The 24,031-nt window shown below is 67.1% G+C and carries 18 protein-coding genes and 1 pseudogene; 7 read left to right on the forward strand and 12 right to left on the reverse strand.

The features are described from left to right. Positions 1-140: 140 nt before the first annotated feature. The 9 genes from xerC to ACFYXM_RS24670 all read right to left on the reverse strand — a co-directional run bounded on the left by xerC (position 141) and on the right by ACFYXM_RS24670 (position 10,569). Positions 141-1,160, reverse strand: a complete 1,020-nt coding sequence (gene xerC, locus ACFYXM_RS24630; RefSeq protein ID WP_389292385.1) for a tyrosine recombinase XerC — start codon at positions 1,158-1,160, stop codon at positions 141-143. Next, complete coding sequence (locus tag ACFYXM_RS24635; RefSeq protein ID WP_389292387.1) at positions 1,141-1,368, reverse strand: hypothetical protein; 228 nt, start codon at positions 1,366-1,368, stop codon at positions 1,141-1,143. Before ACFYXM_RS24635 ends, xerC begins: the two co-directional genes overlap by 20 nt. Positions 1,369-1,666: 298 nt before the next feature. Next, a complete protein-coding gene (locus tag ACFYXM_RS24640; RefSeq protein WP_389292388.1) occupies positions 1,667-2,803 on the reverse strand; it encodes a hypothetical protein in 1,137 nt (378 codons plus the stop codon). Between the two features lie 88 nt (positions 2,804-2,891). Next, a complete protein-coding gene (gene fxlM, locus ACFYXM_RS24645; protein ID WP_389292390.1) occupies positions 2,892-4,973 on the reverse strand; it encodes a methyltransferase, FxLD system in 2,082 nt (693 codons plus the stop codon). A gap of 21 nt (positions 4,974-4,994) precedes the next feature. Further along, positions 4,995-6,260, reverse strand: a complete 1,266-nt coding sequence (locus ACFYXM_RS24650) for a lanthionine synthetase C family protein (protein ID WP_389292391.1) — start codon at positions 6,258-6,260, stop codon at positions 4,995-4,997. Further along, entirely contained in the window at positions 6,257-9,211 is a 2,955-nt protein-coding gene (locus tag ACFYXM_RS24655; protein ID WP_389292393.1) for a lantibiotic dehydratase, read from the reverse strand. Before ACFYXM_RS24655 ends, ACFYXM_RS24650 begins: the two co-directional genes overlap by 4 nt. 215 nt (positions 9,212-9,426) lie before the next feature. Continuing rightward, positions 9,427-9,606 (reverse strand): FxLD family lanthipeptide, encoded by a 180-nt coding sequence (locus tag ACFYXM_RS24660; protein ID WP_016825826.1) that lies wholly within the window; start codon positions 9,604-9,606, stop codon positions 9,427-9,429. Positions 9,607-9,801: 195 nt separating this feature from the next. Next, positions 9,802-9,990 (reverse strand): hypothetical protein, encoded by a 189-nt coding sequence (locus ACFYXM_RS24665; protein ID WP_389292395.1) that lies wholly within the window; start codon positions 9,988-9,990, stop codon positions 9,802-9,804. A 132-nt stretch (positions 9,991-10,122) separates the two neighbouring features. After that, positions 10,123-10,569: an ATP-binding protein gene (locus tag ACFYXM_RS24670; protein ID WP_389292396.1), complete on the reverse strand. Its 447-nt coding sequence runs from the start codon at positions 10,567-10,569 to the stop codon at positions 10,123-10,125. Between the two features lie 227 nt (positions 10,570-10,796). On the opposite strand from ACFYXM_RS24670, the gene ACFYXM_RS24675 reads away from it, so the two are divergent. From ACFYXM_RS24675 to ACFYXM_RS24690, 4 genes are all read left to right on the forward strand, one after another. Beyond that, positions 10,797-12,083 carry an XRE family transcriptional regulator gene (locus ACFYXM_RS24675; RefSeq protein WP_389292398.1) on the forward strand — a complete coding sequence of 429 codons (1,287 nt, stop codon included), beginning with the start codon at positions 10,797-10,799 and terminating at the stop codon, positions 12,081-12,083. Beyond that, the gene (locus tag ACFYXM_RS24680) at positions 12,080-12,619 is read left to right on the forward strand and encodes a GNAT family N-acetyltransferase (protein ID WP_389292400.1); all 540 of its coding nucleotides are present in this window, start codon (positions 12,080-12,082) and stop codon (positions 12,617-12,619) included. Before ACFYXM_RS24675 ends, ACFYXM_RS24680 begins: the two co-directional genes overlap by 4 nt. Before the next feature lie 268 nt (positions 12,620-12,887). Next, complete coding sequence (locus ACFYXM_RS24685) at positions 12,888-16,676, forward strand: hypothetical protein (protein ID WP_389292402.1); 3,789 nt, start codon at positions 12,888-12,890, stop codon at positions 16,674-16,676. Between the two features lie 400 nt (positions 16,677-17,076). After that, the gene (locus tag ACFYXM_RS24690; protein WP_389292403.1) at positions 17,077-17,661 is read left to right on the forward strand and encodes a hypothetical protein; all 585 of its coding nucleotides are present in this window, start codon (positions 17,077-17,079) and stop codon (positions 17,659-17,661) included. Between the two features lie 108 nt (positions 17,662-17,769). Here ACFYXM_RS24690 and ACFYXM_RS24695 read toward each other — a convergent pair whose 3' ends face one another. Beyond that, on the reverse strand, positions 17,770-17,982 hold the full coding sequence (locus ACFYXM_RS24695; protein ID WP_389292404.1) for a hypothetical protein: 213 nt from the start codon (positions 17,980-17,982) through the stop codon (positions 17,770-17,772). A 636-nt stretch (positions 17,983-18,618) separates the two neighbouring features. On the opposite strand from ACFYXM_RS24695, the gene ACFYXM_RS24700 reads away from it, so the two are divergent. The 3 genes from ACFYXM_RS24700 to ACFYXM_RS24710 all read left to right on the forward strand — a co-directional run bounded on the left by ACFYXM_RS24700 (position 18,619) and on the right by ACFYXM_RS24710 (position 22,053). Continuing rightward, positions 18,619-19,155 carry a hypothetical protein gene (locus tag ACFYXM_RS24700; protein ID WP_389292405.1) on the forward strand — a complete coding sequence of 179 codons (537 nt, stop codon included), beginning with the start codon at positions 18,619-18,621 and terminating at the stop codon, positions 19,153-19,155. Positions 19,156-19,439: 284 nt separating this feature from the next. Further along, complete coding sequence (locus tag ACFYXM_RS24705) at positions 19,440-21,521, forward strand: tetratricopeptide repeat protein (protein ID WP_389292537.1); 2,082 nt, start codon at positions 19,440-19,442, stop codon at positions 21,519-21,521. 37 nt (positions 21,522-21,558) lie between these two features. Further along, positions 21,559-22,053, forward strand: coding sequence for a hypothetical protein (locus ACFYXM_RS24710; protein ID WP_389292407.1), 495 nt, complete (start codon positions 21,559-21,561; stop codon positions 22,051-22,053). Between the two features lie 54 nt (positions 22,054-22,107). On the opposite strand, the gene ACFYXM_RS24715 is transcribed toward ACFYXM_RS24710, so the two are convergent. Together ACFYXM_RS24715 and ACFYXM_RS24720 are read right to left on the reverse strand one after the other, a co-directional pair. Further along, on the reverse strand, positions 22,108-23,379 hold the full coding sequence (locus ACFYXM_RS24715) for a PIN domain-containing protein (RefSeq protein ID WP_389292409.1): 1,272 nt from the start codon (positions 23,377-23,379) through the stop codon (positions 22,108-22,110). 90 nt (positions 23,380-23,469) lie between these two features. Then, positions 23,470-23,687: pseudogene (locus ACFYXM_RS24720) on the reverse strand (transposase); the annotation flags it as partial. Between the last annotated feature and the right edge of the window lie 344 nt (positions 23,688-24,031).

Below are 24,031 nucleotides of genomic sequence, written 5' to 3' on the forward strand. Positions count from 1 at the left end.
CTCACCGAGACTCACTCAGCCTCGCTGAGACACATGATCGCTTTACGTTTTCTCCTAAAGCGGGTGTCGCAGGTTCGAATCCTGCCGGGGGCACAACGCATTACCGCTCTGACCTGGGGTTTCTTCCCCAGGGAGGGCTCTTACTCGGCCTCGGACTTCTCGTCCGGGGCCGTTTGCGTGAGCGGTGCGTGAGCGGACGGGGAGTTGATCTCCCGAATATCGCCCAACGGATCAGCATCAAACGGCACGGGCTCGCCAGCCTCGCTGGGCTGGGCGCGCACCTCGCGTCCGGTGTCCTCGGAAGTGACGCGTGCTCGCGGCACGAGCCGGGCCGCAGCCTCGGCGATCGCCAGATCGGCCTCGGGGAGCAGGCTCGTGTACGTGTCCGACGTGATGGTGATCGAGGAGTGGCCGAGCATCTCCTGGATGTCCTTCAGGCCGGCACCGGCCGCGTGAGCCAGTGTCGCGGCACCGTGTCGGAGGTCGTGGAGCCGGATCGGCGGAAGACCGATTTCCTCGTGCAGCTCGATGAACCGCCGTGTGACGTTGGCGGGGTGGAGCAGTTCTCCGTTCTCGCGGGTGAAAACCCTTCCGGTCTCCACCCACCCGCTCTCCCACTCCTTGCGGTCCTCGTCCTGCTGGGCGCGGTGCCGCTTGAGGGCCTGGACCGTGTCGGAGTCGAGGGCGATGGTGCGCGCTCCGGCATCGGTCTTGGGATCGTCCTCGTACACCTCCCAGCCATTCACGACGAGTTGCTTGGCAACCGTGAGAAGCCCAGTCTCCAGGTGCGTGTCGGTCCACCTCTGACCGCATGCCTCGCCTCGCCGAAGTCCGCGGAAGGCAACCAGGTGAAACAGCGCGTACAGCCGGTCCTCGGCTACATGGTCGAGGAAGAGGCCTGTGTGTTCCGGCGTCCAGACCATCACCGGCGAGGGCTTCTCGCCGGTGCGCTCCCAGTGGAGGATGCGCTCCTCGGTCCACACGAGCGCCTTGGGACGCCTGCCCGCCTCCAACTCGACATGAGAGGCCGGGTTGAAGGTGATCAGCTGCTGAGCGATGGCGGCGTTCAACGCGGCCCGCAGCGTGGAGCGAACACGTTGGCGCGTCGCCGGACCGACGATGCGGCGGTACGGATCCATCTCAGCGATGGCCGCTTTCATCGCCCTGCTCCACCTCCATGCGGCGTGCGAGGAGGCCGCAGCCGAACCGCTGGCTGCTCTCGCCCAGCGCCGACCGCCCCGGCAGGCCGTAGAGCGGTACGTCCGCTGCGTGCATCGGTGTGTGCCGGAGTACGCAAAACAGGTCGTTGACGACCCTGCCTTCGATGCCCTCACCGCCGCCCTCGCCGAGGCCGAAGCATCTGGCCACGCCCCAGAACAACTTCTCCGGCAGGCCGCCAACCAGCGTGCCCTGGATGACGCCCGCTCCCCCGCAAGGGCCCTGGTCTGGCGCACTCAGCGCCTCAGCGCACGCCCGGCGCCCAGTGCACGAGCGCGTACAGCAATGGCCCGTAGCTCAGCACAGCGCTCCAACGTCTCGGCCCACGCGACAGCCGCCGTCCCGGCCCCACAGTCGCCACGCACGCTGCGGCGTTGATCACGACCCTGCAGAAAACCTGGGGCAAGCAGGTCCAGCTACCTCGACGAGCTCCGGAGCCATGCATCCTTCAGGCTGTGTCCAGAGGGCTTGCACGTCCGGAATAGGAGGACCGTGCATGGCTTTCCCGGATGACGCTGTCGCTGGCGCGCAGGGCCACCCTCAGCTCTCGTCGTACCTGGTCCGGGAGAGTCTCTGCCCCGAGGGCGCAGGCACGCACCAGCGCACGGCAGTCCCGTGCTTGCCGATCCGTGGCGATCGCGGTGAACAGAGGATGCGCCAAGTTCTCGCGAGCCGCGCATCCGTCTTCGGCGTTTGTCGTCCTGCGGTGCAGCTCCTCGACGATGCGGCGCGCGCCGGGCGCCTCAGCGGAGCTGATCGCGTCGAGGATGGTGAGTCCGAGCCGAATATCGAAGACGGTCATCCCGGCTTCGGTCTTCCGCTCGGAGTAGGTCGTCACCAGGTCCGCCAGGTGACCGTCGACCGGATGCCCGGCATCGCGCCTGCACAAGACTGTCAGGCATGCCGTTACGGCCTGCTCCCACGCATCGCCGGGCATCGTGTCGGTGAGGAGAACAGCGGCTTGTGCCGTATCACCTGTAACGAGCGAGGTGAGTACGGCTACTTGGCGCCCGTCGAGCATCCGCTTGCCTACGCCTCGGCGCGCTTCGATGTGTGCCAGTGCCTCGGCCCAGCGTCCCTCGGTGGTGAGAGCGCGCGTGCCGTCGGCAAGGAGCACGCGCCACAGCCACGCGCTGACCTCGTGGCGGTCCTTGGCGGTCGCCGTGAGGTCCGCTGGCACCTCGATGCCCTCGAACCGGGCAGTTGCGCCCGCCTCGACAGCCGCGTACAGGTCGAGCAGCCGCTGACGACCCTCATCGGCGTGACCGCCGCGGATCTGGAGGCGGGCGAGGTTGACGACAGGCTCCAGCCCACGAATCGCGCTCATGCCGGGCAGGGGGCAGGCATGGAGGTAGGCGGCGGCGTGCTGGTGGCACATCTCCCGGGCGAGGTCGGGAAGGCCGAGATCGGAGGCGATGAGTGCGGCCTGGTTGTAGACGGAGGATGCGAGTCCCTGGTCGGTCTCCTTCACCGCGGTGTCGGCCAGGTCGACGAGCGCGCGCACGCGCTTTGGCAGGGGAAGGCAGGCGGGGCGGAATCGGGCGACGAGCGGGAAGCGTTGAACTGTGAATCCGTTCGGGTCCATGAACTCCCCCGGGTGTGAGTGAGAACTGGTGAGGCGACAGTGGCCGCCGGCTGTACGTCGACGGCCACCGTCCGCTACGCGTAAGGCGTCACTGCCAGTCGACGACGATGCGGTTCAGCGGGGTTTCGAGTCCGAAGAGGCCGGGGCGCTGCTCGGGCGCGGGTGCGTCGAGGGGCTGGATTTCGAACGTGGCCTCGCGGCCTCGGTACTCCCGGTCCCAGGTGCGGATGGCGTCGGCGACCTTCGCGGTCAGCTCGTCGCTGCCGGGGCCATGGCCGATGACGCCGAACTCCCAGAGCTTGTCGCCCTCGGGGGTCTTCTCCTCCGACAGGCGCCGGGCGAGGTAGGCGACGGCGCCCTTGTCGGCGACGGCGGTTGACGAGGGGTAGGGGTCCTCGGTGAGCAGAGTGCCCTTGGCGCTCTGGGGGAACAGCATCCGGATGAGGCCGGAGGGGAGGGAGCAGGTGAGGAACAGTTCCATCCACTCCGGCGACTCCATGGCGCGGACCATCATGCCGGTCCACACCTCGGTGCGCGGCTGGTCCAGGACACCGGCAAGGGCATCGGCGTCGATGTTCTGCCCAGCGGGGGCCTGGAGTCGTACGGTGCCGTCCGCGCTGAGCGGGATGACTCGGCGGTCGTCGTCGGCGATGCCCCGCCTGAGCGGCATGAAGGTGTTCATCTCGCTGCCGAGAGACACCCACCGGCCGTCGCGCTGCTCGTAGGCGATGGACCGGGATACCGTGCCCTTGAGGCGCTGGGGGACGAGGAGCCGGCCGCCTGGCGCGAGCTGCTGCAGCCAGGCATGCGGCACACCGTGCGCGCCCACGGTGGCGATGATCCGGTCGTACGGCGCACCTTCTGCGTAGCCGAGAGCACCGTCGCGGGTCACCGTTTCAACGTTGCTGATACCAGCGGCGGTGAGATGCGCGCGGGCGCCCTCCACGAGGTCTTCGTCGACATCGAGGGTGGTCACGTGCCCACGCTCGCCGACCAGATGGGCGAGCAGACCGGCGTTATAGCCAGTGCCGGCGCCGAGTTCGAGGATGCGCTGGCCGGGTTGGGCGTCGAGTTGGTCCAGCATGAGGGCGACGACGCCCGGCTGGGAGGCGCAGGAGATCGGCGTGCCGTCGGTGTCGTACTTGATGTGCACCGGCGCGTTGGCGTAGGCGTCTTCGAGCGACGCGTCGGGAACGAACACGTGACGCGGCACGGTCCGCAAGGTGGTCTCGACGGCGGGAGTACGGGCGTGTCCGTCAGCGCGGAGCTGGTCGACCAGGGCGTTGCGGAGGCGCTCGGCGTCCGCCGTGGGGGCGGCGATCGTGTCGGTGTTCACCGCGCTGACGCTATCGGCGTTGGTCGTTGCCTCGTCGGGCGACGCGGTGTGGTCACTCGTTCCCATGACTACCTTTCGTGCGATGTTGGACAGGGCGCTCTGGTCGTCTCGGACAAGACCGGCGCGGTTGGCGTGGAAGATCATGTGATGGGCGATGACGGCTCGCAGGCCGCGGGTGAGTGCGCCACAGCCTGCAAGGTCGGCGAGTGTGGCCCCCGCCCGTTCGAAGGCGGTCACCCATGCGCCGTGCGCGTGGAGTGGACCGTCCGGGCGGCAGAGACCGTGGGCATCGGTGGTCATGAGTTCCCGCACGGCCGGGGCCAGTTCGGCGACTCGTTCGGGTGGCAGAGGACTGGTGACCGGCCGGAGTGCGGCGATCTTCGCCCAGACGTCGCCCTGCTCGAACCAGTCGAGTCCCGCACCACGCATCATGGCGCTCGCCAGCAGGGCGGCGGTCTCCCGACGTCCCAGGTGCTCAGGGCTCCACTCGTAGGTGAGCAGGTGGCGGGAGTCGCTGTGGAACAGTTCGTGGGCAACGTCCATGGCGTCCGGGCCGCCGAACGCTTCGGTCTCGGGCTCGTAGACACAGGGCAGCCACGACACGACCACCCCGTCGCCAACGAGATCACTCAGCAGCGACTCGATGACCGGAGAGGGCTCGTCGGCGAGATACCGCAGCGGCCAGGGCTGCTTGTTCATGAACCACCAGCCGGTGAGCTGCCCCTCGGCCTCGGCCGCGATCAGGGCGGGGCCGAGGCGTTCGACGATGGCGCGCCGGGCGTTCTCGCGGTCGATGAAGGTGATGTTGTGCTGCTGCCAGCGGTCGGGGGGCATAGAGGTCCTTCGGTCGGTGGATCAGGCGATGAGCAGGCAGGCGTCCCAGGCGGACTGGGGCGGTGCGGCGGTGCTGGGCGCGAGGAGGGCCAGGGCGGTGCCGGCGGCGCCGTCGAGCAGACCGGGGCCCGGTCTCTCGTCCCGGACGAGTGCCGTGGCCATGAGCTCGGGGTCGGTGCCCGGCGGGGTGACCGCGGCCAGGAGCGCCGGAATCACGGCGCGGAGTCGGCCCGCGGTCGAGGGATGGGCGTCTTCGGCCATGCGGACGGCAACGTGGGTGAGTCCCGCGAAGCCGTGGCACAGGCCGTTGTCCGTCATGGCTCTGAGTTGGTCCGCATCGGTGAAGGCGGCCACGAGCGCGTTCTCCGCGTCGATCTGGCGGCCGGCGTCGCCGAGAGCGAGCGCGGCGAGTTGCTGGGCGCGGGCGAGGCCAGCAGTGCCGTAACACCAGGACGGCCGCCGGAGGACGCATGGGGCGAGGCGACCGGTACGCAGCTCGCTGCGGGTGATCCAGTACGGCCAGACAGGTCCTCGGCCGGTCTCCTCCTGCCAGCGGTCCAGCCAGGCCAGGATGGTGCGCAGTGCTCCGTGATGCCCGTCGGTGACGGTGCCTTTCCGAGCGGCAAGAGCGAGGAGTGCGAGCCCGCCGCCGATGCCGTGCGCCACGCCGGTGTTGGCGTGTCCGCCGGGGAATCGCCTGTCCGGACCGCCCGAGGGCCCGGTCTCCGTCCACCAGCCTGGCAGGGTCTCGCCGTAGTGCGTGATCGGTTCAGTGAGGCGCACGCAGTAGTCAAGGACAGCGCGCACCGTGGGGCTGTCGGGGTTACGGCGAAGAAGGTAGGCGCCGTATCCGGTGAGGCCCCGAATGGTGTCGAACTCGGCGAGCTGCGGCAGGCGTCCGGCGTCGATGCGGTGATGTGCGGCGTCGAGACGGCGTCTGATGTCTGCCTCGATCTGTCGGTCCATCGCGTGCAGGGCGTGTTGGTAGGAGCCAGAAAGGTTGTCGGCCGCGCAGGCCAGAGCGTGGGCGAAGGCAGGCGTCCCGTAGAAGGGATGACTATCGGGTCCGGACGTGAGCGGTCGGCGAGACGCGACGGCGAGCCAGTCGTGTGCGCGTTGCCACGGCCCGAGGCCGTACGCGGCCCGCTCGATGTGGAGGAGCGCGATGCCGGGAGGGCCGTAGGCGAGGTGCTGCCGGTGTTCCCGAGAGACGCGAGGCGCCGTGTGGGGGTTGGCGAGCTGGGAGGCGATGGCGTTGACCAGGTCGAGCGCGAGGTGGGCGGTCACGACGGCCTCCCGATGGTGCGGGCGGTCCAGGCCAGAGCGGCGGCACGCGCCAGATAGAGGCACACCTCTTCCTCGGGGAAGTTCACCGCGACGTGCCGCACGAAGTGGACGTGCAGGAGGGAAGTCAGGACGTCGTCGACGGCGATGCCCTGGGTGTCCGGGCCCGGAAGGTGCAGCCGGTACGCGGCGAGCGCCGCATCACGGTCTGCCCACCCCGACACGATGGCGTCTCCGCCCCGGACTTCGCGCAGCGCGGCCCAGTCGTCGGATGGGTTGGCGAGCCGTACGGCCTCGGCGAACTGCGGGCGCGGAACCGGCGCGGGCGCTGTCGGCGAGATGTGGTCGGTCAGCCAGCGCATCGCGGATTCGGTACTGCCGAGGAATGCGGAGGTGATAGCGAGGGTATGAGCCGCCACCAGCGCGCGCTGACCTGGGCGCTGTGGCTGCGCGAGCTGGGCCAGAACGGCGCGCGAGTCCGCCCGGAACACCTCCTCGGCCGCCTCCCATGCGGTGCCGGAGCCCCAGCGGCCCATCTCCCGGTAGGAGGTGGGATAGCGCAGATCGGCCAGCAGGCCAGCACTGCGCAGTTCGTTGGCCCACACGCTCACGATGCGCGCCGTCTGAACGAATGCTCCGGGGTCGGGAAGGGCGATACGTACGCGGAGGTGCTGGTCCGGGTCCCGGAAGCGGATGAACCACCACTGCGGATTGCCGAGCTGTTCCAGGAGGCCGGGGAGGTGCTGAGAGAGCAGGGTGTCCTGGCGGCGGGGGTCTCCGTACAAGGCGGCGAGCAGCATTGAGGAAGCGGCCGGAGTCTGCGACTGGGCCGGCGACAAGGCGCGAGCCCTGGTGGGAGCGGGCAGGGGCGGCCACGTCGGCGGCCGGGTCGCCTTGAGGGGCACTACGACCTCGTGGACTCGCCCGCCGCACCAGCCGTACGCCTCCGGTTCCGGAGCCTCGACGAGCACGGCCAGGTGTGTGCGGTCGAGGTGCTGGCGCAGGAGCGTCCGGTGGCCCGCCTCGTCCAGATCGAGGAAGAGATGTCGGTCGTCCTCAACGAGGTAGACGCGGTGAGGCAGCCGTCGCCGGGCCCTCCAGTCAATGACGGCCGTGTCCCACTCGGCCCGAGGGCGAGTGCGGCCGGGCAGTTCGGACGCCTCCAGCCGCCAGCGCGCTGGGGCCAGCACCGTGTGCCCGTACCGCAAGCGCGGCAGGAACGGCATCGCTGCTGCGGCACCCCAGTCGAAGATGGTGACCTGTGCGCACTGGGCGCGGGACAGCTCGGTGAGGAACCGCACCAACGGCGGAGTGTGCGTGTGCAGGTTCAACGCGTTCATCCCGACGGCCTCGACGCGGTGGCCCCGTTCCGGAGCGGCCAGGTACATGCGGCGGCCGTCGCACCCCACGGCCAAGTCCTCCGGTGTGAGGACGGTGTCCTTCAGGGCGCGGTGCTCCTGGAGGCTGATAACGGTGGGCAGGACCTGCGAGGAGCGGGTGACGTGAGCACTCTCCGGAAGCAGCGGCGGGAAGGAAAGCTGGGCAGGCACGGTGTCGCTGTCCGCGGCCGGGAGATCGGCCAGCTCTGCGGCCAGGGCCTCACGGCCGGAGGGGGCCAGCACGCCGAGGAACCGACCTGTCGAAACGCCAGCACCGCGAGACACGCTCACGACCTCCAGCCGGAATCGTCCGCGCTGCAACTCCTCCAGGCCGGCGGCGTGCACACGCACGTCCACCTCCAGATGCGGCGGCACCCGGGGCTCGTCGGGCCCCACGTCCAGAGCGGCGATCAGCTCGTCGGTGAGAACCACCTCGTCGCGGCCGTCGAAGACGGCGGTCTGCGCCAGGCGCACGAGGGCGTCATCCCGAGCGGAGACACGAGGCCGACGTGCGTCGGCAGGGGTGCCCGGGTAGCCGTCGGGAAAGCCGGGACCACTGTCCGCCACAGCCTCCACGAGCGGCACCATCGTGCCGATGCCGTAGCGCTCGTAGAAGCGCTGGTGGTACGCATTCCACGCAGCGGTCCCGTACGGGCGGGTGCTCACCCGAGTCAGAATGAAGGCGGCACGCTCGATCTCCCGGGCCACTTCCTCCGGCAGAACCATCTGCCCTTCCAACCGCAGGTCAAGCGCGACTGGATGGCGGCGCAGGCCGGGCACGAGAGTTCGCATCCGTGCTGCGACGCTGTCCCAGCCGCCACGCGTGGCGCACTCCTCCAAGCCCGTCCAGACTGCGCGCAGCTCGCGCACTGTCTCCGCGACTAAGGAAAGGTCACCGACGTCGATCGCGTCGAGTTGTCCGAGCAGATACCCAAGGGCGTCGGCCTCGGTGCTTGGCGCGTGCAGGCTCGTGATCAACACTCGCCGCCGGATCAACTCCGCCAGCAGACAGCGCACTTTCTCCGGTCCGGCCTCGGGGAACTCCGCCAAGAGCTTGTCCGCGAGGACGTCACAGCGGATCGGCGTCCGGGACGCGGCGAGGACCACGCGCACCGGTTCTGTCAGGGCCAGAGATGCCTCAACCGCGCGCCTCCGGTCGTCCTGGATCTCGGGCTGGAACGGCACGATGAGCCGGTCCCCCCGGCTCATCACGGTGTTGTTGACGACGACGGGCAGTCGGTCCAGGAGGCTCGGGAAAGACTCCAACCGTTCGACCACGGCGGCCAGCCACTCCGCCCCCGCACGACCGACGGCCACGTGCCCCTCACCCCAGTCCGCACGCGCCTGCGGGCCGAACTCCGCGGTGGTCACACCGGCGAACAGGCCGAAGGGCGTCGCCCGGTGCTGAGCCCGCAGCAGATAGCGGACGACGGACAGCGCCGTGCGCCGTACGTCCCGGGGCGGAGGATTCCCGGCCGTACACACGGCCCGTACCTGCGCGGCCAGGACCGGGCTGGAATGCTCCACGGCCTCGGCGACATCCTGGGCCGCCCAGACCACGCGCAGCCACGCCACACAGGCAGACGAACCGTCGGGCGAGTGGTCATCGAGGTCAGGGCACGGAGGCACCAGCAGAGACGGGCGGGCCACGGCACGTACGAGCGCGGTGGAACCGGCTCGAAACGCTGCGGGCGGAGCAACCATCGATGATCTCCATGGGCGAGGGGACAGGCGGCTGGTGCCACCGCGTCGGGACGCGACGGCACCAGACCGGAGTGATCTGGGTTCGGTCAGGCGACGTTGGTGGTGCAGGCGCCGCAGGTGGAACCGCAGTTGTCGTCGGTCAGGTTGACCAGACCTGCCGGGTCAGCGATTTCGACGAGCGAGACGTCCAGGTCGAAGCCGTCTGATGCACCCGGGATCTGCGGACGCACTTCGGTACGGCTGGGGACTACGGTGCTGCGGGTCATGCTTCAACTCCTTGCGATCGTTGGATGTTGTAGAGCTGGGCTGGGATGCCCACCAGGAGCCGTTGGAGGAGCGTCGCCGGACAGGCTGGCTCCCCGGACGGTTCCTGGCCGCCCGGCACGAGGGGACACGGCCCGCGCAGGAAGTCCTCGTGGGCCGCCCACCTCACGCCGGGAAGTCACGTGCCGGAGGTCTGATCAAGTGGACGCCGGTCGCCGCTCCATGAAGTAGGCGAGCGCCTGGTCCTTGAGGCGATCGAGGCACGGCTCGCAGGCGTAGAAGGGGGCGTGCTGCCCGTCCCACTGCACTGGGCCGAGCCAGATCACCAGGACTCCGGTGCGCTCGCACCCGAGCCAACAGGCACCGGTGATCCATAGCGACTCCATGGGAGAACGGCTCCTTTCCCAGTTGGTCGAGATGGACGACCTGGCGGCGCTGGCATCTGGCGTCGCTGACCCTGAACTGGAACGGCAGGCTCCTGCGGCGTCCGGAAGGCCGCGGGCGCCGCAGCCGGGAACTCACTCGTCCTCCTCGGTGCGGAGCTCGGCCCAGACCTCTTTGCCCCGCAGGCGTCTGCCCGAGCTCTGAAGGTCGCAGCCCCAGCGGTCGGCGACGGCATCGATGAGGAGCAGCCCTCGCCCCGACTCGTCCTCTTCACCCGCGTGGCTGAGCACCGGCAGACGCGACGGCTCTTCGTCCACGATCCCGACACGCACCCTTGTCGCGCTCGGCCGCCCGACAACGAGACGGATCTCGGGACACGGGGTGTGCCGAGAGGCGTTCGCGATCAGCTCCGTGATGATCAGCTCGGCTCGGTCGGCGAGGTCGTCGAGGTTCCATATGCCGAGGACGTCCCGGACGAGCTTGCGACCGGTCTCGGCCGTGGACGGCTGGCACGGAAAGATCTCGCTGTACGTGGCACAGCTGGCGAGGATGGCCGCAACTGGTTTCTTCAGACTCGGCATTGGTTGGAGCCTTCGTGTCGTCTCGGCGCCCGCCCCGCTCTCTCGTGGCACTTCAGAGGCGGACCGGACCGTCAACAGCCGCTCACTGGAGGCGGCCGACAACCAGACAACTCCAGCTCCAGGCAGCCTGGTTAGGGTGTTCCGGCACTCGTCCGACGGCAGGACCTAGGGCGTTTTGACCTCCTCTTTACCTGGCGGGCGGGAAGTGCGCGGGCTACCGTGCCCGCATGGACGCCATCCGCAACACCGTCCTTGAGGCGTGGATGACCGAACACGGCTACAGCTCCAACAGCCTTGCCGATGCCGTGAACAGGGCCGTCGAGCAGCTAACCGGCCACCTAGGCGGGATCGACGGGGCATCGGTCCGGGCATGGAAGGCCGGCCGGGTCACCTGGCCAAAGTCGGCGACACGTGCAGCACTTGAGGACGTCACCGGATTACCTGCCGTCGCTTTAGGGTTCGTGCCGCGGGGCCGGCCTTCGCCCACCCCAGCGTCACCGAAGCAGGAGGAGGAGCCCGACATGAAGCGCCGTACCCTCGTCGGCGGCATCGCGGCAGCCGCTGCCGCAGCAGCCGCGCCCGGCACCGCATCACCGCGCCGTATCGGCATGAGCGACGTCAACCGCCTGAACAAGCGCTTCACCGAGATCATCGCCAGCGACCACCGCCACGGCGGGCAACTCGGCATCGAGCAGCGGGCCGCCGCCCTCGCCGACGAGGCGCTCAACCTCCAGAACGCAGGCAGTGCCACACAGCGCGTGCGCAGCAGCCTCTACGCCTCCGCAGCGGCATTCCGCTCATCGGCGATGTGGGCAGCCATCGACGGTCGGCGCTACGACGTCGCCAAGGCCCACATGCGCGAGGCCCAGGCCCTCGCCGAGATGTCCGGAGACCAGGCGATCAAGTTCCGCATCTGGAGTCATGCGGGCACCATGTACCGCCACATGGGCCGCCCCGCCGATGCGTGCGCCGCCAACGATGTCGCCCGCAACCTCCACCTCACACGCCGAGACCCTCTGTTCGCATCCCTCGGTCTGGCCCGCCAGGGTGCCATCCACGGCACGGCGCAGAACCGCACCGGTACCCACCGCGCGTTCGAGCAGGCACAGGACGCCATGCTGCGCGCCGACCCCGCCGACTACCGGCCGGTGTGGCTGCTCGCCTTCTACGACCAGGCCGAGCTGGACTCCTTGGCCCTCTCCGCGTACCTGTCGCTCGGCGACTACCCGACCGCCGAGTACCACGCCCACCGCTGTCTGTCCTCTCTCCGGCCCCACATGGTCAGGTCCCGGGCCATCACCACAACCCGTCTCGCACACGCCCTGCTCGCGCAGGGCGCCGCCGACGCCGCCACGGCCACCGCGATGAAGGTCCCCGCAGACGCCGCCACCCGCCACGCCCGCGTGTCGCGCATGCTCCAAGAGTTCGGGGCCGCGCTGCGTGCCACCGCGCCCGGCAGCACCACCGTCCAGACCTGGACCGAACACACCACCACCTGGAGGATGGCCGCATGACCACGGCGCCCACCACCGAACTGCGCACGTTCACCACCCTCGACACCGCCCGCGGCGATCTCCTCGACGTGTACGCCGACGTACGCGCCCCGCTGCTCCACCTACCGAACTACGCGGTCACCGCGTTCGGCGAGCGCCTCGACCGGCACGCCACCGAGCCAGGGTTTACGGCCGTCCTCGCGTACGCGGACGGGCATCCGGTCGGCTACGCCTACGGCAACACCATCGAGCACGGCGACCGCTACTGGCAGCGCACCAGCCCGGCGCCAGCCAAGAAGTACACCGCGCGTCCGACCCTGGCCCTGAAGGAGATTGGCGTCCGCCCGGCCTGGCGCAAGACCGGCACCGCCCGCCGCATCCACGACGCCCTCCTCACCACACGCGACGAGCCGTACATCACGCTCATGGTCAACCCGGCCGCCGGCGACGGAAAAGTTCACGCACTCTACAAGTCGTGGGGCTACGAGGACATCGGGCGGAGCCAGCCATCACCGGCCTCGCCAGTCCTCACCGTGATGATCCGCGCTATCCGCTGACCGGCGCCTGCGGCGCCCCGCCGTCTTCGAACGGCGCGACCGCTCAAAGGGCACGGCCCGCGACGACAGCCGGTGTCGACCGGTCTCTACAGGTGAGTCGAGTCACTCAAGGCGGTCCCACCCTGTCCACGCGCGTCAAACCCCAGATTCCGGCCTCCGGGCCGCCGAATCATGTCGAACCCCGGTCTGCGGGTGCGACGCGGGCGATGATGGCGTCGACGGAGTTGAATCCGAAATGAGTGTCGGTGGGTGGCAGTACCGTCGGGGCATGACTGCATGGCCGCCAATTAATCGTGACGATCTTCGCAGGGCACGTGGTGACGCGGGCTTCGATACCGTGCTCCCCCTGCTCGTCAGGCGCTTGATAGCCGAGACCGCAAGCGGGCTGGAATCCTTGGACATGCCGGGAGGCTCCGGCACCGCGGTCGGAGGTTTCGACGGCATTGTCACAGCGTCGGCACCGTCGGCGTTCGTGCCGGAGGGAACCTCGGTGTGGGAGTTGTCTGTTGGCGGCGGCAACAGCAAGGCCGAGGAAGACTACGAGAAGAGGACGAAAGGGCCGAGCGGGCTCGCGACCAAAGAGGTCGCCTATGTGGAAGTCGTTCTCGACACGTGGAGAGATGCTCGAACCTGGGCCGCGCGCCACACCGAGGATGGTCGGTGGCGGGAGGTACGCGGGTACAACCTCGACGGGATCGACCTCTGGCTGGAACAGGCGCCCGCCACCACGGCATGGCTTGCTGCCCGACTGGGGAAGGCACTGCCGGGCGTGCGGTCTCTGGAAACGTGGTGGACTGACAGTTGGCTCCGTTCGACGCGCGTCCCACTGGACCGGGCGGTGGTGCTGGCCGGGAGAGAGAAGGCGGCCGCCGACTTCAGTGCCGTACTCGCCACCGGGCGGTCGGTGATCGCGCTAGGTGGTGACCTGCGCCCCGACGAGGTTTGTGCTTTCGTTGCCGCTGCTCTGGAACAGGAAGGCATCCTCGGCTCCAGTCAGGTGGGGGCGCGGGTGCTGTTCGTTTCCGACAGGAACAGTCTCGAGCAACTGGTCGCGCAGCGTCAGCGTTTGATCTTGGTCCTCGCAGACCCGACGCTCGCACGGGAAATTCCGCAGCAGCGCCCTCACCAGCTCGTGTGGGCGGCGATGCCCGGCGGCCCGTGCGACGTGAAGGTGCCCAGGCTCCACAGCCAGGTCATCGAATCCCTGCTGCGGTCCGCCGGCATGTCGTACGAGCGTGCGGCCCGGTTCGGCACGCTCGGTCGCCGCAGCCTGCTCGCGCTGCGGCGAGCCTTGGCTCACCACCCGGAGCCACTCACACCGGAACGGGCCTCGACGCTCGATGTGGTCCGCCGGCGGCTGCTCCTGCTGAATTCCTGGAACGGGGACAACCGGGAAGACCGCCGTGTGGTTGGACAGTGCTTGGGACTTGAGTACGAAAAGTTGCAGGAACGGGCCCGGGAGCTCGCCGCCGGGACCGACATCCCTTTCCTCGGCCACCTGGAAGAAATCTGGCACGTGCTCGCAGCCGAGGACGCTTGGACCTTGCTCGGTACATCCCTAACCAGCGACGATCTCCACGTCTTCCGAACGGCAGTCTTGGAGGTACTGACTGAAACGGACCCGATTCTCGACCTAGACCCGGGCGAGCGGTGGAGGGCCGGGGTGATGGGCGTGAGACGGCGCTTCTCAGACACCCTTCGCGCAGGGCTCGCCCAGTCGCTCGCCCTCCTGGGCACCCTGGGCGCGGACCTCCGGGGCCCCCAAGGCGTCACGGGGGATCGATGGGCACGGCTGATGGTCCGTGATCTGCTGGAGCAGGCCAACGCTGATGACACGTACAGCCTGTGGCGCTCCCTGGGCGATGTGCTCACCTTGCTGGCTGAGGCCGCCCCGGAGGAGTTCATAGAAGCGATACACGAGGGCCTCAGTGGTACCACGCCTCTTCACGCTGCCATGTTCACCGACAACCAGCCTGACAACATGGGGCTGGGATCCAGCTCTGCCCACACAAGGTTCCTGTGGTCCTTGGAAATCCTGGCATGGTCTCCGGAGCACCTCGATGACGCAGTCGACGTGCTGGCCGCGCTGGCCGTCGTGGACCCGGGCGGCCGACTCTCGAATCGTCCCCTCGCGAGTCTGGTGGGGATTCTCAGCGCATGGGCTCCCAACACGACCGCCCGCGCCGAGGACCGCATCAGAGTGATCCAACGCCTGGCGCGGAGGCACCCGGTAGTCGGCCGCAGGTTGCTCCTCCAACTCGTTCCTGACAGTCATGCGGTGCAGATGGGCCACCCTGGTCCGCGTTTCCGTGACTGGAAAAGGGACACCGCCGTCACCCCCCGTGATCGATGGAGTGTTACCACCGCCGTTGTCGACCTGCTCCTCGACGAACTCAATGCCGCGCCCGAGCTGTATGTGGACCTGATCGGCAAAATCGACGATCTACCTCCCAAGCATCGCGCTGAGGTCGCGCAACGGCTGACCGAGCTGGCCGACGGCCTGGAAGATGACGATCAGCGTGCGGTTCTCCACCACGCGCTGCACGATCAGATCTCCCGGCACCAGGAGTATTCGGACGCCGCATGGGCGCTTCCCGCGGACGAGCTTCGCCCTCTGCAAGCCGCGTGCGAAGCGCTGGAGCCTCGGAATCCGGTGCAGCGGCACGCCTGGCTGTTCCAATCCCACTGGATCACGCTCGGCGACATCAGGCGACGTGACGACTTCGCCGCCTACGACGCGGAAATCCTCGCCCGGCGGGCCGCAGCGGTTGGGGAGACAATCGCGGACGGAGGACTGGGGGCCCTCGTGGCGCTGGCCTCCGCAACGGAGTTCGCAGATCTGGTGGGCATCGCTCTGGCAGAGCACTCCGAAGACCATGACCAAGAGTTGCTGTCCTGGCTCGAGGCGGACGCCTCACCAGCCAAGGAGGTTGCGACAGGGTACCTGCGTCGGCGCATGTGGGCCCAGGGGAGTGATCTCCGCGACAGGCTTCTTTCTCTCACAAAGGATCCGCAGACTCAGGCAACGATCCTGCGGCTCGCCCCGAAGCCAGCCACCGCTTGGTCCAAGCTCGCCGAACTCAGTCCGGAAGTAGCAGGACATTATTGGCGTGAGTTCTCCTACTTCGGGCTCGGCTCCGACTTCCCGCAAGCTCTTGATGCAGCTCGGTCGCTGTTGAGCGCAGGCCGTCCCGCAGCGGCGCTGGCCGTCATCCTCCTATACGACAGAGAAGGGGAGACCGCAGAGGCCGCTGAGATCGTCGTCACCGGGCTTGAAGACCTCATTGCAGCTGGGTGGAGCGATCCTGAGATTGGGCAACTCAGTTCACGCTTCCAGGATCTCTTCGCGCTGCTGGCCCGGCATCACGAGCACGTCGGACGTCAACGCATCCTCAATCTGGAGTGGCAGCTCTTCCCTGCGCTCGGATTCGACGCTGAGGCCCCAACCCTCCACAAGACGCTGGTTGAGGACCCCGAGACATTCGCAGATTTGGTGACGTGGTCCTTCCGCCCCAGCACCACTGCCGAAGAGGACGTGGAAGGTCCCGTCGAGCAGGAGAATAGACGCAGTCTCGCGAGCCGCGCCTACAGCGTCCTTCACGCTTTGCGTACATGTCCCGGACTTACGGCCGATGGGACCCTCGACCCGGTTGCACTGCGCACGTGGGTGATGGCGGCACGGACAGAACTGGCTGCCAGAGATCGCGCCAGGATCGGTGACGAGCAGATCGGTCAGGTACTCGCTTTCGCCCCACGCGACCCGGACAACGTGCAGGTCCCGGAGGCTGTCCGAGACCTACTTGAAGAGATCAACAGTAGCGATCTCGAACTAGGTCTCAGAATCGGTATCTACAACAAACGAGGTGTGACCAGCCGGGGACTCCTGGATGGCGGAGCTCAAGAATCGGAGCTGGCCCGGTCCTTCCGGGAACAGGCCGAACGTGCACGCGCGTGGCCGCGAACCAGAAAGTTGCTCAAAGGGCTTGCGGAGTCGTACGAAGCTGACGCCCGGCGGGAGGACCGAGAGGCCGAGCGACGGCACCAGGGCCTGGAGTAGGCCGTACCGCGTCAAGTCCCGCGGAATTGCCAGCGAAGGAGGTCCAGTTTCTCCTCGGCTGTCTCAACCATCGTGTACGCCAGTTAAGCGCCCGATGGTTCGGGCCTCCGCGTCGGCCAGTATCACGGCTGTCCGGGGGCCGGGACGTCGAGAGTCCGACCGTGCCCGTGCGGGTCAGCGCCGTCTCCGCGCCGGGTGCCGCTCTGGCTCCGATTCGGTTCCGCGTCACCATCGCCGCCTGACAGTCCTGCCGCCGCTACTCTGACCGAAGTTGGAGCAGCGGCGGTTGCGCCGGACGGGGGGACGACATGTCGAGAGACGACATGGACGATTCGAGTTACGCGGTGCCAGCAGAAGGCGACGAAGAATGGGGGCAGGTCAGCAATCACGGTGCGGTGTGGTGCACATCGGCAGCGTTACCGGCAGTGTCATCAATGTTGGTGCGGATCAGCGCGCTGAGACAAACAGCGCTCAGAAGGCCGACGGTGAGACCCTCGCTGAGCAGCGACAGAAGTTCTTCTTCGACTTTCTGAAGCACTCGCTCAAGCAAGCCGAGTGGACGTTCCGGCTGAGCGTCTGGTTCATGGCTGGCGGCGCAGCCATCATCCTGACTGCGGCTGTCCTGGGACTGGTGCACGCCGGGAATCCGGACCTCAGCTACCTGCCGGTCGTGACGTTCCTGACGGGTGCACTGATCACGGGCGGCGGTGGCGCGCTGGCGGTTCACGCCCGACGTGCCAGGGCCCACGTCACAGAACAGGCCGACCGGATGGACGTCAAGATCGACCTCGATCACAAGATGGAGACCGCCACCACCTTTATCGATCGTGTCGACGATCCGGCGGTGCGCGATCGGCTCAACTCGGCGGCAGCCATGAAGGCGCTCGACATGCAGTCGACCCCAGAGGTGATGGTCAACCGCCTCTTGCCTGAGCAAGAGAACCGACAGCCCGATGAGATTGAGCCCGGCGGCTCCACCCGCTGACCAGCACGAGGCCCGGGACGGCATTCTCCCGGGCCTCTCGCGTGCACGCCGGGCCTGGGAGGCCCGGGGTCTCATGCGCTCCGTGGTGCTACCGGAACCCGGGACGCCCTACCCGGCAATGGGCGGCTCCTCGTCGTCCGCGCAGGGCGGCAGCTCACGAGGGTTGTCACCCTCGCCCTTGAATCGTTCCCACGCATCACGCGCGCGCCCAGCGGAGTCGAGCACACCGGGGACTTGGTCCAGCACCCCCTTCACGGAGAAGAGGAAGATTGCGACCACACCAGCGATGGCGAGAATGAAGAGGATGGCTGCGCCGTCCACCGACGTCCCTTTCGTGTTCGGGGGAACACCCAAAGGGTCCACGCTGCAGGCAGCTCGAACCGAATGGGCGTTCCTTCATTCGGGTCGAGACACCTGCGCTGACGCTGCACGCAAAATGTTCTCGTTTGGACTGTTGCTCTCAGCCCGGGGCACTACTGTCCGACATGAAACGACGTGGCGGAAACCACCAACTCCGCTGACTAGCGTCGCGGGGTGCCTTGGCGGTCACATCCCCGTCAGCATTGCTGGCTTGTCCTGCCCTCCCGTTTTACCGGGGCGCACAGGTGCGCGGGGCTAGAGGCCCGCTGTTGCCGATGATACTGCACAGAGCGCAACGGCACTTCATCATCAGGGTGTTGAAGGCCAGATGCTGGGGTGATGACATCAGTCCATGACGGGCCCACCCCCTCCAAGGGCAAGTCCCACTCAAGGTCGTCGCATGAATTCCTGACGGCTGATCACCCGACTCTGGGCCTCCGTCAACGGCCCAGAACGGCGTCTTCGGCATCGTGGCGTGTTATGCGATAACTGACTCACCGATTCGAGCTGTTGATTACCTGCCCGGGGCGTGAACTTCGCGTGGATTCGCGACTATAGAATGCCGCCCAGCGTAATCTAGCCAGGACCAGACGGTTGTTGACCGATACACTCTTCAGTCAGCTACCACGGATCGGCGGCAAAGCAAGGGGGCACAAGGTGCTGGAGGAGGCGTTGGCGGCTGTAGCCGCAGCGGGCGGCATCGCGGTGGTGGAGGCCGCCGGAACGGAGGCATGGACAGGGTTGCGGCAGGCGATTGCACGGTGGTTCGGGCGCGGCGACGGACAACGCGAGCAGGCAGAGCTGGAGCGCTTGGACCAGACCGCATCTGCACTCGAAGCCTCTGATGCGGACACAGTGGATCGGGTACGCATTCGCCAAGAGGCGACCTGGCAGGCCCGGATCGAGGCCATGTTGGAGAGCCTGGATGAGACGGAGTGCGACCAGGCCGCCGACGAACTGCGTGCCCTGCTCGCCCAGCACACCCCCCACAGCGGAGTATCGGCCGGCCCGGGTGGGCTGGCCGTTGGTGGCAGCATAGGCATCCGCGCAGAGGGAGGCTCGATCGCAGCCGGAGTCATTCACGGAGGCGCGCAGATCGGCCCCCCTCCGGCGCCGGATCCGTCCCAGGGCTGAACGGACCGGCAGCTCCAAGCCCACCACCACAGTCCGCGAGCACCGCTATGCCCGAGAGGGTAGCGGTCCATGCCGCCCACAACAGCACAGCAGTCGGGGTCATCTACCAGGCCGCGCCACGCGTGCCTGCCACATGGCCGTGTCAGGTCGGGGTGATCCCATCTCAAGCGGAGTGGTTCCAGGACCGGGTCGAGACCAGCCGACTGGCCCAGCTGCTGGCCAGCGGCGGTACCGCGGTCGTCGAATCTGCAGACCGAGTGCCGACGAGCGGGGTACTGGCAGGGATGGGCGGGGTTGGTAAGACTCAGCTAGCCGCCCACTATGCGCGCACTGCCTGGGAGGCTGGCACGCTGGATGTGCTGGTGTGGATCACTGCGAACAGCCGTAGCGCCGTCGTAGCTGGCTATGCCCAGGCTGCGGTGGAGATCTTGGGCGTTGACCCAGGTGGCCAAGAGGCGGCGAGGGAGTTCCTGGCCTGGCTGGAGCCCAAGTCGCAGTCGAGCCCATGCCGCTGGCTTGTGGTTCTGGACGACATCGCCGACCCCGTTGACCTGAGTGGGTGGTGGCCGCCAGCCAGCCCGCACGGCCGCGCCCTGGCCACCACCCGACGCAAGGACGCCGCCCTGACCGGGGGTGGTAGACGCCTGATCGAGGTCGGCCTATTCACTGCAGCCCAGGCCCTGGCCTACGTCACGAGTGCTCTGGCCGCCTACGGCCGTATCGAGCCCGAAGAGCAGCTCACCGCCCTCGCCGACGACTTGGGCCAGCTTCCGCTTGCGCTATCTCAGGCTGCCGCCTACATCATCGACGCTGGCATCAGCTGCCAGGTCTACCGGGGCCTGCTGGCCGACCGCACTCGTTCGCTGGCCGACGCCGCCCCCGACGTCCTACCCGACGACCAAACCCACACCGTGGCCGCCGCCTGGAGCCTGTCTCTCGACCGCGCCGATACTTTGCGCCCCGCTGGTCTGGCCCGGCCGGTGCTCCAGCTTGCCTCGGCCATGGACCCGAACGGTATTCCTGAACACGCTCTCACCAGCCCGCCCGCCCTCGCCTACCTCATCGCTCGCAGAGACCGCTGTGAGGGCCATCAGGCGGAGTACAGCGTCTCTGGCGACAAAACACGTGCGGCCCTGCGAGTTCTGCACCGTCTCAGCCTGATTGAGCATTCTCCGGATGCGCCCCACCCACGCATTCGAGTCCATCAACTCGTCCAACGCGCCATACGCGAGTCACTCTCACCCATCGATCGTGCTGATATGACCCGTTCAGCCGCTGACTCGCTCTTGGCTACCGTCGACGAGCACCGGAATGACAGGGCCGACAAGGATGACTTTCTTGCCAATGCTCTAGCAGTGATTCAGAACGCACAAGGCGACCTGTGGGACCCTGAGCCGCACCCGTTGATCCCGCAGCTCGGCGCCAGCCTTGGTGCCGATTGCCAATTCGATGCCGCTCTGGAGCATTTTCGCCAACTGGCAAAGGAAGCCAACCTCCGACTAGGTTCGGACAATCGGCACACGCTTGCAACGCGACACAACCTCGCCTATTGGCAGTGGCGCGCGGGAGACCTGGGTAGTGCTTCCACCGCGCTAGTAGATCTGTTGGGCGAAACGCAGCGGGTATTCGGGCCGACGGACCACCTCACGTTGGCCACTCGCCGGGTTCTAGCCAACGTCAGGGGAGAAGCCGGAGAGGTAGCCACTGCCGTAGCAGAACTCGCGGAAGTTCTTGAGGATGCCGTGAAGGACCGTGGGGCAACCGATCTCTTTGCTCTGGATGTTCGCCATAACCTTTCCTACTGGCAAGGTGTGGCTGGCGACACGACGCTAGCCACGGATGGCATCAAGGAAGTGCTCTCCATACGTCACCAGCAAATCGATCCCGAACGGATGACAGAAGAGGAATTCGACGCATTTTTGAGCGGTCTCACCAGCCTCGCCGAACAGTGCGGGAGATCTGGAGACGCAGCGGGAGCAGTCGATCAATACGCCGAACTTGCTGAAGGGCTCGGCCAGTATCTGGGCTTGAACCACGGAGCCGTCCGCTCCCTGCGCACAAGCCTTGCCTGGTGGAAGGGGTGCTCGGGTGACATCTCGGGAGCAATCACGGACTATACCGCTCTCCTGGAGGAGGAGTCGGACCTTGAGGCGCATCATCCGAATATCCGAGCGCTCCTTCATAATCTTGGCTACTGGAAGGGCAAATACGGCGACCTCACGGAAGGCATAGCGATCCTATCTAACCTCCTAGAGAGGGGACTCCGGGAATTGGGGCCAAATCATCCCGATGTTCAACTCACGCGCCGCCTCCTCACTCAATTCCACTGGACTAATGGCACCATCCTGAAATTACCCTCCCATTAATTTCCACGGCGCGCAAAGAAAGGGAAACTGACCCGCAATGCGCAATTTCATAAACCATAAGGGACAGCAAACACTTCACACTTTGCGCGCCTTCCACTTCGAAATCCTAGAATTTTCAGCGACACATCCTGAGGCGACGCTGACTGACTTTGAGCACCATTTGCGCCGGCGGGTGGAAGCCCTGGGGGCTGAGCTGGAAGCGAACGAAAGAGCAGCTGGAACTGCAGTCACCACCAAACCACTGTCCGGTCCGCTTGCCGACCCGGAACGACAGAGGTTGTTTCGCCACAGCCAGGAATCACAGCCGCCCTCCGGAAATGCCGAGAGAGACGCTTGGTGGGGGCAGCGCAGAGCCGTGCTGGATGAGATCAAGGAACAGGGCCTGAAGGAAGCCCTAGATTGGGAGTGCCGCAACTGCGGCGCATCCCCTGAAGTCGCTTGCCGTACGGCTGGCGGCAGGGCGCGAGAACCTCACTTCTTGCGAGCCACCGATGCCGAGTTGCCTTACCTCCAGGCTTACGGCCTGGGCTAAGACCTCCACCATTAGGCGCGGGCGGCCGACTGCCCCGTCAGCCGCTCATCGCCGCTACGGCGCTTCGTCAGTGTCCTCCTCACCAAGATCGTGCACTGCGTTCCTCAGCAACCTGAAGGCTGCGGCGTCATCCTTATCGGCCAAGAGACGCAGCGCCGTTTCCCGAGTGCTGCGGTCGGTCATGCCGTGCCTCAGAGCGTTCAAGATCTGCCGAAACTGCACGGACGAGCCTGAGAGGTCGCCAGCGAGCGCTGCCTCCAACAGTGCTGTCAGCTCTTCAGACTCGACGATGATCGGAACGTTAGGGACGTCGTCCCTACTGACCGGGCCAGGACGCTTCGAGTCGAGAATTGTCAAGCTGCTGTCCGAAGCCGTTGGGCTCAGCAGGACGCGCGTCTGCCAAGCGTAGGCAACCCTGTCGCACTCCCTGCCGAACCGGCGAACTTGATGCCCGTCTTCCGCGAACAGCCAGCGCACGGACGCAGTGAACCATTTATGCCCGTCGATCTCGCGGGCGCTGACCTCCGACACAGTGTCGAGAGCAACTGCTCGCGGGTCCCACCCCCGAGCGCTGCTCAGGGTCCCGCGCATTCCGTCCTCGTACAGCACGGATCCATAGACCCTCCGGAAGCGCCGGCTCGCACCCCGGGCAGCTTCCAAGACCGCTGTATGGCTCTCCTCGGTGCCCAGGAGCGCCTGGACGTCCTCGACCTCTGCGTCAACTTCGGTGGCGAACTTCTTCAGGACGCCGTCGAGCGAGGTGAAGAGGAAGAACCGGTTCTCCAGGCCCCGGAGGTCCTTGTCCATGGGTGAGGGGAAGGACGTGCCGTCACCGAAGTCTTCCGTGTTATTGCTAACGAAGTAGACGGTCTCCTTCGGGTGCTTCCTGGCGTACTCGACGGCCGTCAGCCAGATCGCGGCATCTCGGGCACCGGTCTTGTTCTTGCCGCTGTTGACGGTCTTGCACGGGGCGAGGAGGTTCGTCTCGCGGAACATCGCCATCTGGTAGGCGGACGCGGGCGTCTCGATGACATCCGCGATCTCCGAGTACCGCGCCCGCCAGTGCTTGCGTACGTGCTCGTCGTCGAACCGCTTAGGGTGCACGATGTCTGCCCAAGGGGTGGCCTTGCGCAGGGTATCCACTGCCTCCAAAACCGCATCGTGTTTCGCCTGGTAGCTGAGGACCTGCTGCGCGGCGATTTCCTCCATGGCTATCCAAGGAGCCGCGACCCGCTCCACCTTCGCGGCCCGGATCGCGCGGAGCATGTCGGCGGCGGGACTCCGCAGCGAGGTCGACTTGAGGATGTTCGCGTCCAGAATGATCAAGGCGGGTGGCTCCGTCTCCCTCGGATCCGAGTCGTACAACCACACTCTCTCAACTTCTGATCACTGAGTGGAGGTGCATTCCTGTTCCAACGCTCTGACGTGGCTGGAGTCGACGACCGCTCTCGACCAGTCGAGGCGGGTGGCGGCATTCAGCTCGGCCAGCAGTACCTCATGCATCTGCTGCAGACCCCGGCCTCATTCCAGTCCCTCGGCCGTCGCCAGCGCGCCATACCGGACCCGAAGCCGAGCTCCTGGGGAAGGTGTTCCCACTGGACGCTGGTGTGCAGCACGAACAGGATCCCGCACAGCATCTGGCCGGTCCGGGACCGGAACGCCGAACCGCCGACCGCCCACAGCGAACCGCTCGGCGGCCATCGAGTAGGGCCAGGGGCGCACGCCAGGGCTCCACCAGTTCCGGCTCTGTCCCGCCCTTGTAGCGCAGCAGCAGATGGCCCTCTCGGGATCTTTCCTGTCTACCCGGGGCGGGGGCGCACGTCCGACAGCTGCCCAGAGACACTCACTCCGCCGCAGGTGAGAACGTCCCACATGCGTGAGCGATGCGTGAGCGGACGGTGTGGGACTAGCCGTCACAGACTGGTGCACCCCCTGTACCGTGTGGCGCTGATCAGGCAGAACAGCACCACACGGCAGC

The sequence above is a fragment of the Streptomyces sp. NPDC002476 genome, assembly GCF_042889785.1.
GTDB lineage: Bacteria > Actinomycetota > Actinomycetes > Streptomycetales > Streptomycetaceae > Streptomyces.

Excerpts from the sequence above, each read along its gene's own strand:
- xerC (WP_389292385.1), bottom strand. The coding sequence starts at position 1,160 with ATGAAAGCGGCCATCGCTGAGATGGATCCGTACCGCCGCATCGTCGGT.
- ACFYXM_RS24640 (WP_389292388.1), bottom strand. The coding sequence starts at position 2,803 with ATGGACCCGAACGGATTCACAGTTCAACGCTTCCCGCTCGTCGCCCGA.
- fxlM (WP_389292390.1), bottom strand. The coding sequence starts at position 4,973 with ATGCCCCCCGACCGCTGGCAGCAGCACAACATCACCTTCATCGACCGC.
- ACFYXM_RS24660 (WP_016825826.1), bottom strand. The coding sequence starts at position 9,606 with ATGACCCGCAGCACCGTAGTCCCCAGCCGTACCGAAGTGCGTCCGCAG.
- ACFYXM_RS24665 (WP_389292395.1), bottom strand. The coding sequence starts at position 9,990 with ATGGAGTCGCTATGGATCACCGGTGCCTGTTGGCTCGGGTGCGAGCGC.
- ACFYXM_RS24670 (WP_389292396.1), bottom strand. The coding sequence starts at position 10,569 with ATGCCGAGTCTGAAGAAACCAGTTGCGGCCATCCTCGCCAGCTGTGCC.
- ACFYXM_RS24675 (WP_389292398.1), top strand. The coding sequence starts at position 10,797 with ATGGACGCCATCCGCAACACCGTCCTTGAGGCGTGGATGACCGAACAC.
- ACFYXM_RS24680 (WP_389292400.1), top strand. The coding sequence starts at position 12,080 with ATGACCACGGCGCCCACCACCGAACTGCGCACGTTCACCACCCTCGAC.
- ACFYXM_RS24685 (WP_389292402.1), top strand. The coding sequence starts at position 12,888 with ATGACTGCATGGCCGCCAATTAATCGTGACGATCTTCGCAGGGCACGT.
- ACFYXM_RS24705 (WP_389292537.1), top strand. The coding sequence starts at position 19,440 with ATGGGCGGGGTTGGTAAGACTCAGCTAGCCGCCCACTATGCGCGCACT.
- ACFYXM_RS24710 (WP_389292407.1), top strand. The coding sequence starts at position 21,559 with ATGCGCAATTTCATAAACCATAAGGGACAGCAAACACTTCACACTTTG.